The organism is Albimonas sp., assembly GCF_055129145.1.
The window spans coordinates 1-8,569 of sequence record NZ_JBSRTQ010000168.1 but is presented as its reverse complement, the minus strand read 5'-3'; the positions used below and the strand labels follow the sequence as shown (position 1 = coordinate 8,569).

The 8,569-nt window shown below is 70.2% G+C and carries 9 protein-coding genes; 8 read left to right on the top strand and 1 reads right to left on the bottom strand.

Translation table 11 applies throughout. The features are described from left to right. Nucleotides 1-199: 199 nt before the first annotated feature. Nucleotides 200-772, bottom strand: coding sequence for a LabA-like NYN domain-containing protein (locus tag ACTB72_RS18730; RefSeq protein ID WP_463038531.1), 573 nt, complete (start codon nt 770-772; stop codon nt 200-202). Nucleotides 773-1,257: 485 nt separating this feature from the next. Here ACTB72_RS18730 and rpoZ point away from each other — a divergent pair, with 485 nt between their 5' ends. From rpoZ to lepB, 8 genes are all read left to right on the top strand, one after another. Then, a complete protein-coding gene (gene rpoZ / locus ACTB72_RS18725; RefSeq protein ID WP_463038530.1) occupies nt 1,258-1,617 on the top strand; it encodes a DNA-directed RNA polymerase subunit omega in 360 nt (119 codons plus the stop codon). Nucleotides 1,618-1,647: 30 nt separating this feature from the next. Beyond that, nucleotides 1,648-4,104, top strand: a complete 2,457-nt coding sequence (locus ACTB72_RS18720; protein WP_463038529.1) for a RelA/SpoT family protein — start codon at nt 1,648-1,650, stop codon at nt 4,102-4,104. 4 nt (nt 4,105-4,108) lie between these two features. Further along, nucleotides 4,109-4,735, top strand: a complete 627-nt coding sequence (locus tag ACTB72_RS18715) for a DUF2062 domain-containing protein (protein WP_463038528.1) — start codon at nt 4,109-4,111, stop codon at nt 4,733-4,735. 313 nt (nt 4,736-5,048) lie between these two features. Further along, nucleotides 5,049-5,828, top strand: coding sequence for a pyridoxine 5'-phosphate synthase (locus ACTB72_RS18710; protein ID WP_463038527.1), 780 nt, complete (start codon nt 5,049-5,051; stop codon nt 5,826-5,828). Then, nucleotides 5,825-6,493: a LysE family translocator gene (locus ACTB72_RS18705; protein WP_463038526.1), complete on the top strand. Its 669-nt coding sequence runs from the start codon at nt 5,825-5,827 to the stop codon at nt 6,491-6,493. Before ACTB72_RS18710 ends, ACTB72_RS18705 begins: the two co-directional genes overlap by 4 nt. Next, nucleotides 6,490-7,116 (top strand): LysE family translocator, encoded by a 627-nt coding sequence (locus tag ACTB72_RS18700; RefSeq protein WP_463038525.1) that lies wholly within the window; start codon nt 6,490-6,492, stop codon nt 7,114-7,116. Before ACTB72_RS18705 ends, ACTB72_RS18700 begins: the two co-directional genes overlap by 4 nt. Beyond that, nucleotides 7,113-7,553 carry a holo-ACP synthase gene (gene acpS / locus ACTB72_RS18695; protein WP_463038524.1) on the top strand — a complete coding sequence of 147 codons (441 nt, stop codon included), beginning with the start codon at nt 7,113-7,115 and terminating at the stop codon, nt 7,551-7,553. The genes ACTB72_RS18700 and acpS overlap by 4 nt, the downstream gene beginning before the upstream one ends. A 140-nt stretch (nt 7,554-7,693) precedes the next feature. Further along, nucleotides 7,694-8,458, top strand: coding sequence for a signal peptidase I (gene lepB / locus ACTB72_RS18690; RefSeq protein ID WP_463038523.1), 765 nt, complete (start codon nt 7,694-7,696; stop codon nt 8,456-8,458). The last annotated feature ends 111 nt before the right edge of the window (nt 8,459-8,569 follow it).

The following is an 8,569-nucleotide window of genomic DNA, read 5'->3' as shown; positions in this document are numbered from 1 at the left end:
TGACCGAGACGTTGTCCACGCCGGCGACGCTCTTGGCCGGGTCGTCGCGGCGCCCCGGCCCGATGGGGGCGAGATTGGCAGCGAAGCCGCGCGACGGCCGGTGCGAGGGGTAGATCCGGGCGCCCGCGCGGCGGTTGAGCCGGGGCGCCCGGCCGGGGCGTTTCGGGGTCCGGGCGGAAAGGTCGAAGATCCGTTCGGATCAGGCTTCGGATTCCGCATCCTCGTCGTCATGCGCGCGCACCGGGCGGGGCGGACGGCCGATGATGTCCTTCAGTTCGTCGAGCTCGATGAAGTTGTCGGCCTGGCGACGCAGGTCGTCGGCGATCATCGGCGGCGAGGTGCGGATGGTCGACACCACCGAGACCCGCACGCCCTTGCGCTGGATCGCGGCGACCAGCGGGCGGAAGTCGCCGTCGCCGGAGAACAGCACCATGTGATCGATGCGCTCGGCCATCTCCATCGCGTCGACCGCGAGCTCGATGTCCATGTTGCCCTTGATCTTGCGGCGGCCGGTGGAGTCCACGAATTCCTTGGCCGGCTTGGTGACCATCGAGAAGCCGTTATAGTCGAGCCAGTCGACCAGCGGCCGGATCGGGGAGTATTCCTGATCCTCGACCAAAGCGGTGTAATAGAAGGCGCGGACCAGCTTGCCGCGACGCATGAACTCATTTCGCAGAAGCTTGTAATCGATGTCGAAGCTCAGCGCCTTGGCCGCAGCGTAAAGATTGGACCCGTCAATATACAGGGCCAGTCGCTCATCACGATAGAACATGCCGTCTCCGAATGCGTGTCAGCGCGCGACCGTACGCAGAAGGGTCGCAGGGGGGCGTCCAGGCGCCAGTCTCGCGGCGAATCGTCGGCGAGCTCGGGCTGGAAGTAGGGAGCGAATGACGGTGATGCAACGTATCATCGGCGATCCGCGGTGAAATTCCATTCTTTTTCGTCTTACAACCGTCATGGGGCGAAACGGTGACGCGCTTGCGGCGCGCCGGGCGGCGGCGTTCGTCGCGCGTTCCTTACACTGCCACACATTTCGTTAAAATATTGTCAATCGAATCTCGTCGCGTGGCAATGCGACGCGCGATCACTTTCCAAACCTCCGTGAACCCGGCCTGAATAGGATGCGATGTCGTCACGACGACTTGCCCCGCACGCGACCCGCGACCTCTCGGTCTTTTCATGAAACCGGCCTTGCGTCCCGCCCCCCGCCCCTGTAGGCAAGCGGTTCCCCTGACACTGCCACCGGAGGCGTCCGCCATGGCCCGCGTCACCGTCGAGGATTGCGTCGACAAGGTCACCAACCGGTTCGAACTGGTCATGCTCGCCGCCCATCGGGCGCGCGACATCTCCACCGGGTCGGAGATCACGATTCCTCGCGACAACGACAAGAACCCCGTGGTCGCCTTGCGAGAGATCGCCGAGGAGACCCTCACCCCCGACGACCTGATGGAAGGACTCATCCAGTCCCACCAGCGGCATATCGAGGTCGACGAGCCTGAAGAGGACTCGATGGCCATGCTCATGTCGGGCGCGGATTCCGATGCCCCGGTCGACGACATCTCGGAGGAGCAGCTGCTCCGCGCCCTGATGTCGGAACAGGACCGGGACGCCGGCTGAACCGAAGCCGCGACCCCGGGGGTAGGCAACTTGGGCGATTTCATCCGTCAGTTCGAACTGATCGAGCGGGTGCTCGCCTACAACCCGAACACGGACGAGGGCTTGCTCAACGCCGCCTACGTCTTCGGCGCGAAGGCCCATTCGCAACAGCGTCGGGCCAATGGCGACCCTTATTTCGGCCATCCCGTCGCGGTGGCCGGAATCCTCACCGAGCTTCGGCTCGACGACGCCACCATCGCCACCGCGCTCCTCCATGACACCATCGAGGACTGCGAGGGCGTGACCTACCAGGTCATCGCCGACCAGTTCGGCGACGAGGTGGCGGAGCTGGTCGACGGCGTCACCAAGATCTCCAAGCTCGACCTCGGCTCGAAAGAGACCGAGCAGGCGGAGAACCTGCGCAAGCTGCTGATCGCCATGTCGCGCGACGTCCGCGTGCTGCTGGTGAAGCTCGCCGACCGCCTGCACAACATGCGCACGATCCAGTTCCTCCGCCCCGAGAAGCAGGAGCGCAAGGCGCGCGAGACCATGGAGATCTATGCGCCGCTCGCCGGCCGCATGGGCATGCAGTCGATGCGCGACGAGCTCGAGGACCTGTCCTTCGAAGTGCTCAACCCCCAGGGCCGGGTGTCGATCATGCATCGCTTCGCCCAGCTGCGCGAAGCGACCGGCGAGGTCATCCCCCAGATCATCGACGACCTGCGCGTGCTGTTGAAGGCCGAGGGCATCAAGGCCGAGGTCACCGGCCGCGAGAAGCGGGTCTTCGCCATCTGGCGCAAGATGGAGGAGAAGGGCCAGGAATTCGGCCGCCTCTCCGACATCTACGGCTTCCGCATCATCTGCGACAACGAAGGCGACTGCTACCGGGCGCTGGGCGCCGTGCACCGCCGCTGGACCGCGGTGCCGGGGCGGTTCAAGGACTATATCTCGACGCCCAAGACCAACGGCTACCGCTCGCTCCACACCACCGTCTCGGGGCGCAACGCCAAGCGGGTCGAAGTGCAGATCCGCACCCGCGAAATGCATGACGTGGCCGAGACCGGGGTCGCCGCGCACTGGGCCTACAAGGAGGGCGTGCGGTCCCAGAACCGGTTCGTGGTCGACCCGTTCACCTGGCTGCGCCAGCTCACCGACGATTTCCGCAACGCCGAGAAGCCCGAAGAATTCCTCGAGCACGTCAAGCTCGACATGTTCCAGGACCAGGTGTTCTGCTTCACCCCCAAGGGCCGGGTCATCAACCTGCCGCGGGGCGCGACGCCGATCGACTTCGCCTACAACATCCACACCCGCATCGGCGACAGCTGCGTGGGCGCCAAGATCGACGGGCGGCGCGCGCCGCTCTCCACCCGCCTGCGCAACGGCCAGACGGTGGAGATCATCCGCGCCGACGCCCAGCGGCCCCAGCCGGTATGGGAGGAAATCGCCGTCACCGGGCGGGCCAAGCAGGCGATCCGCCGCGCGATCCGGGCGGAGCGGCGCGAATCCGACATCCGCATCGGGCGGGAGATCGTCTCCCAGGCCTTCGAGCGCGCGGGCAAGCCGCTGAGCGCCAAGGCGCTCGGCATGGCCGCGTCGCGGCTGGGCGAGGATTCGGCCGACGACCTGCTGCGCGCTGTGGGGGCGGCCGACATCTCGGCGGTTCAGGTGCTCTCCACCCTCTTCCCGCGCGAAGGCGCCTGGGACGTGCCGCTGAGCGCCGAGCCTCCCGAGCGGCCCATGGTCACCGGCGTCTCGCGCGCCCGCAAGGTCCGCTTCGGGGAATGCTGCGAGCCGGTGCCCGGCGACCGCATCGTGGGCATCGTCGCGCCGGGCCGGGGCGTGACGGTTCACGCCATAGACTGCCCCGAGCTTGCGGCCTACGAAGATGACATGGAGGCTTGGGTCGACCTGAAATGGGATCCCGAGACCGCCTGGTCGCAGCCGCACCAGACCTCGGTGACGGTGACCTTCGCCAATGAGCAGGGAGCCCTCGCCAGGGTGTGCAAGGTGATCGCGGATCTGAAGGCCGACATCACGCATCTGGAGTTCACCGAGCGCAAGCCGGACTTCTATCGCGCGCGCTTCGACCTGGAAGTGCGCGACGTGAAGCATGTGAGCCAGATCGTGGGACAGCTCGCGGCCGAGCCGATCATCCATGCCGCCCGCCGGATCATGCCGGCGCGCGACGGCGGCGGTCGCGACAACAGCGGACGCGACGGCGGGCCGAACGACGGCGCCGGCCGGGTCGGGGTGGGGCGCAATGTGCGCGACTGGCCGGCGAACGAGCCGGCGGGCCCCGCCGCCCCCGGCGCGGCGATGGCCGCAGGCGGCGCGCCCGTCGTGCTCCCCGCCCGCGGACCGCAGACGCTGCCCGTCGCCGCCGCGCCTCCGGCGAAGCCGCCGGCCGCCGGCTCGCCCGAAGCGCGCGGCAAGGACGAGACGCGCGGCAAGGACGGGGCCGCGGAGCGTCCACGCCGAACCCCCGTCCTGCCCGGCGCCGGAGGCTGACCCTGTGTTCCGCCGTCGCGAACCGCAGCCCGTGCGCGACCGCATCCGCGAGTTCCTGTCGCCGCGCAAGGGCTGGCAGCGGGGCTACCGCTATCTCGGCAAGCGCATGCAGCGCCTGCCCGACACGCCCCATCGCATCGCGCTCGGCTTCGCCTGCGGGGTCCTCGCCTCGTTCACGCCGTTCTTCGGCTTCCACTTCGTGATCGCCGCGGCGCTGGCCTTCGTGGCGCGGGGCAACATCCTCGCCTCGGCCACCGGCACCTTCACCGGCAACCCGCTGACCTTCCCGTTCATCGCCGGGGCCTCGATGTGGATGGGGGCGCGGATCACCGGCCTCTACATCCATCCGCCCCGGGACGGGTGGAGCTTCGGCTGGCTGTGGGAGAACCTGGACAGGATCTTCGTCCCCTACCTGGTCGGCGGCATCCTGCCCGGCCTGGCGGCGTCGGCGGCGGTCTATTTCGTGATGCGCCCGCTGATCGCCACCTATCAGAACCGCCGCCGCCTGCGCCTGATGGAGCGGGCCAAGCAGCGGGTCCACGAGGCGGCGGAGCGGCGCAAGGCGGCGAAGGAGGCCAAGCAGGCGCTGAAGCTGAGCCGCGGCGTCGGGGCCGGCGACCTGCCGGGCTGAGCGGCCCCGCGGACGGGAGCGCCGCGATCCCCGCCGCGCCGATGTCGCCCGCATGCCCGCGGCGCGCCTGACCGGGGGCGCCGGCGTCGCCGTCTCCGCGCTCCCGCCTCCGCAGGCGGCCCGGCCGGCGGCCGGCTCCGATCTCGCCGCCCCGAGACGGCCCCGCCGGCGCCGCCGCCGCAACGCCGCGCGGGCGCCCCGCCCCCGCCCGCGCCCCGGTGGTCGCGCGGCCGCGCCGCGGCGCCCGGGCCCGAGACAGAGCCGCCGCGAAGCCCTATGGTCTGCGAACGAGTCCCCGTCCGGAGCCGACCCCATGAACACTCCCGTCCACGGCCGCCTGCGCCTCGGCGTCAACATCGACCACGTGGCCACCATCCGGAACGCCCGCGGCGGCGCGCATCCGGACCCGATCCGCGCCGCCCGCATCGCCGAGGCCGCCGGCGCCGACGGCATCACCGCCCATCTGCGCGAGGATCGCCGCCACATCACCGATCCCGACATCGAGGCGCTGGTGGCCGAACTCACCCTGCCGCTCAACTTCGAGATGGCCGCCACGCCCGAAATGCAGGCCATCGCGCTCCGCCACCGCCCCCATGCGGTCTGCATCGTGCCCGAGCGGCGCGAGGAGCGGACCACCGAGGGCGGCCTCGAAGTGGCGCGCGAGGAGAACCGCCTCGCCCATTTCATCGCGCCGCTGCGCGAGGCCGGCTGTCGCGTCTCCATCTTCATCGCCGCCGACGCCCGCCAGATCGAGGCCGCCGCCCGCATCGGCGCGCCCGTCATCGAACTCCACACCGGCGCCTATTGCGACGCGCATCACGAGGGGCGCTTCGACGACTGCGCCGCCGAGCTCGAAAAACTGCGCGAGATGTCCGCTTTCGGCCATTCGCTTGGGCTCGAGGTTCACGCCGGCCACGGCCTGACCTACGACACCGTCGCCCCCGTCGCCGCCTTCCCGGAGGTCGCCGAGCTCAACATCGGGCATTTCCTGGTGGGCGAGGCGATCTTCTCCGGCCTCGACAGCGCCATCCGCCGGATGCGCGCCGCGATGGACCTGGCCCGCCGCGAGGCGTTCGGCGAGGGCGCGGCGTGAGCGCGCTCTGGCTCGGCTTCGCCGCCTTCGCGGTCGCCTCCGCCTCGCCGGGACCGACGACGCTGGCGATCATGGCGACCGGGCTCGGCTCGGGGCGCCGGGCGGCGATGGGTCTCGCCGCGGGCGTGGTCGCAGGCTCCTGCACGCTGGGCGCGCTGGCGGCGGGGGGGCTGGCGGCGGTGCTGGCCTCGGCCGGCTGGGCGCTGATCGCGTTGAAGCTCGCGGGCGCGCTTTATCTGGCGTATCTCGCCTGGAAGATGGGGCGGTCGGCGGCGACGCCCGACCCTGCGCCGGGCGCCCTGCCCGAACCCGCCGCCTCCCGCAGCCTCGGCCGGTGGTTCCGGCGCGGGCTCGCGATGCACCTCGCCAATCCCAAGGCGATCTTCGGCTGGGCCGCGATCATCACCGTCGGGCTGCCCGCCCACGCCGCGCCCTCGGCCACCTTCACCCTGCTCGCCGGCTGCGCCGCGATGGCCGTCACGATCAACTTCGGCTACGCGCTGATCTTCTCCACCGCGCCGTTGATCCGCGCCCATGCCCGCGCCCGCCGCCGGATCGAGGCGGCCTTCGCCATGCTCTTCGCCGCCGCCGGGCTGACGCTCGCCTTCCGGGCGGCCGTCGACCTCGCCCGCCAGCTCCGCGCGCCCGCCTCGGCCGCCTCATGACCACGGGCGATCTCGCCTCGGTGGCCGCGATCTATCTCGCGACCATCTTCTCGCCCGGCCCCTCGACGCTGGCGATCTCCGCCACCGCCCTCGCGCGAGGCCGGCCCATCGCGCTGGCGCTGTCGGGGGGCGTCTGGTGCGGCTCGATCTTCTGGTCGGCGATGGCCGCGGCCGGGGTCTCGGCCCTGATGATGGGCAGCCCCGCGCTGATGGAGGCGGTGCGCTATCTCGGCGGCGCCTATCTGCTGTGGCTCGGCTACCGCTCGCTCCGCCGGGCGCTCGCGAAGAACGCCCCTCCGCCCCGCGCCATCTCCGCCCGCGATCTTCGCATGGCCTTCCTGCGCGGCATCGCCCTGCACCTGACCAACGTCAAATCCATCCTGTTCTGGGGGGCGCTGTTCTCCCTCGCCGTCGGCCCCGACGCCTCGCCGATCGAGCTCGCCGAAGTGGTGATCATGTGCGGAATCCTCGGCGCGATCATCTTCCCCGGTTACGCCGTCGTCTTCTCCACCCGCCGCGCGACCGAGGTCTACGCGCGCCTCCGCCGCTGGCTGGAAGGGGTGTTCGGCGCGATGTTCGGCGCCGCCGGCCTCGCGCTCATCCTCGGGGGGATCAGCCGATGATCGTGGGCATCGGGTCCGACATCGCCGACATCCGCCGGATCGAGCGCACGCTTGAGCGGTTCGGCGCCCGCTTCGTCAACCGCGTCTTCACCGATATCGAGCAGGCGAAATCCGAGCGGCGCAAGGAGCGCGCCGCCTCCTATGCCAAGCGCTGGGCGGCGAAGGAGGCGTGCTCCAAGGCGCTCGGCACCGGGCTGCGCATGGGGGTCGCGTGGAAGGAGATGGGGGTGGCGAACCTCGCCTCCGGCCAGCCGACCATGCTGCTGACCGGCGGCGCCCTCGCCCGGATGGACGGGCTGATCCCCCAAGGGTGGGAGGGGCGGATCCACGTCACCATCACCGACGACCATCCCTATGCGCAGGCCTTCGTGATCATCGAGGCGCTGCCCCCCGGCACGCCCCCCGCCCCCTACCCCGCCGCCGGCCGCATGACCTGAGCGGCCCGGCCCCCCTGCGCCGACCCGCGCCTTGACTTGCCCCGGCCCGAGGGCGACAAACGCCCGCCCGCCGCCCGCCTCGGATCGCCCTGCGCGCCGGCGGCGACCGCGCCCGCGGAACACACCAGGACAGGAACCAAATGGCCAAGGCGCAGAAGAAGGAAGGCTTCGGCGAGCTGCTCAAGACCGTCGTCTACGCCCTTCTGATCGCGGGGATCTTCCGCTCCCTCCTGTTCCAGCCGTTCTGGATCCCTTCAGGTTCCATGAAGTCGACGCTGCTGATCGGCGACTTCCTGTTCGTCTCGAAATACGCCTACGGCTATTCGCGTCACTCGTTCCCGTTCTCGGCCGGGCCGTTCTCGGGCCGGGTCTTCTCGTCGGAGCCCGAGCGCGGCGACGTCATCGTCTTCAAGCATCCCGCCAACAACGAAGACTACGTCAAGCGCCTGATCGGCCTGCCCGGCGACGTGATCCAGATGAAGGGCGGCCTGCTCCACATCAACGGCGAAGTCGCCCCGCAGCGCCCCGACGGCGTGTTCATCGAACCGGTGGTCCCCGGGCATTCCCTGCAGTGCAAGGACTACCCGCGCGAAGACGGCAAGGTCATGTGCCTCAAGGAGCGGTTCATCGAGACGCTGCCCAACGGGGTCGAGCATCTGGTGTTGAACGCCGACGACAATCTCTCGACCTTGTCGGACAACACCCGCGAATTCCGGGTGCCGGAGGGGCATTACTTCTTCATGGGCGACAATCGCGACAACTCCAACGACAGCCGCCAGAGCGTCGGCATGGTGCCGTTCGAGAATCTCGTGGGGCGCGCCGATCTGATCGCGCTGAGCTTCGGCGGCGAATTCTGGGAGGTCTGGAACTGGCGCGCCGATCGTTTCTTCGTCTCGATCCATTGATCGGGGACGCCCCGCGGGCCCCGGCCCCGCTCCCCGCGCGGTCCGTCGGGCCGCGCCCGGAGCGGCGCCGGGAAACCCCGCGCCCCGGCGCGAGCCGGGAAACGGCGACGC

What these genes read in the sequence shown, in the direction of transcription:
- ACTB72_RS18710 (WP_463038527.1), top strand. Translation starts at nt 5,049, where the DNA reads ATGAACACTCCCGTCCACGGCCGCCTGCGCCTCGGCGTCAACATCGAC.
- lepB (WP_463038523.1), top strand. Translation starts at nt 7,694, where the DNA reads ATGGCCAAGGCGCAGAAGAAGGAAGGCTTCGGCGAGCTGCTCAAGACC.
- rpoZ (WP_463038530.1), top strand. Translation starts at nt 1,258, where the DNA reads ATGGCCCGCGTCACCGTCGAGGATTGCGTCGACAAGGTCACCAACCGG.
- acpS (WP_463038524.1), top strand. Translation starts at nt 7,113, where the DNA reads ATGATCGTGGGCATCGGGTCCGACATCGCCGACATCCGCCGGATCGAG.
- ACTB72_RS18700 (WP_463038525.1), top strand. Translation starts at nt 6,490, where the DNA reads ATGACCACGGGCGATCTCGCCTCGGTGGCCGCGATCTATCTCGCGACC.
- ACTB72_RS18730 (WP_463038531.1), bottom strand. Translation starts at nt 772, where the DNA reads ATGTTCTATCGTGATGAGCGACTGGCCCTGTATATTGACGGGTCCAAT.